Origin of the sequence: Schumannella sp. 10F1B-5-1 (assembly GCF_006517535.1) — a bacterium.
Taxonomy (GTDB): Bacteria; Actinomycetota; Actinomycetes; order Actinomycetales; family Microbacteriaceae; genus Schumannella.
In genome coordinates, this window is record NZ_VHQH01000288.1 from 1 (window position 1) to 315 (window position 315).

The 315-nt window shown below is 68.6% G+C and carries 1 protein-coding gene; it reads right to left on the minus strand.

What is annotated here, in order from left to right; all coding sequences use genetic code 11:
* Positions 1-315 (minus strand): ABC transporter transmembrane domain-containing protein (locus FJ658_RS15740; protein ID WP_141146259.1); only part of this gene is annotated, 315 nt, incomplete at both ends.

A 315-nucleotide genomic window follows, 5' to 3' on the forward strand; every position in this document is an offset into this window, starting at 1 on the left:
ACCACCGCCACGACCACGTTGCCGATCACGACGAGACTCGGGTCGAAGACGCCGAACACGCCGATCGCCTTCGCGTTGGCGTCGCGATACGCCTCGGTGGTCGCGCCGAACTCCCGCTCGTTGCGTCGCTCCGCGCGGAACGCCTTCACGGCCCGGATGCCCGTCATCGTCTCGACGAACTTGACGATGAGCCGCGCCGAGTGCACACGGGTGGCGCGGAAGGCGCGCTGCGACGTCACCTGGAACCATCGGGTCAGCAGCGCCAGGATCGGCAGCGAGCACGCGATGACGACCGCCGACAGCGGATCGAGGAAC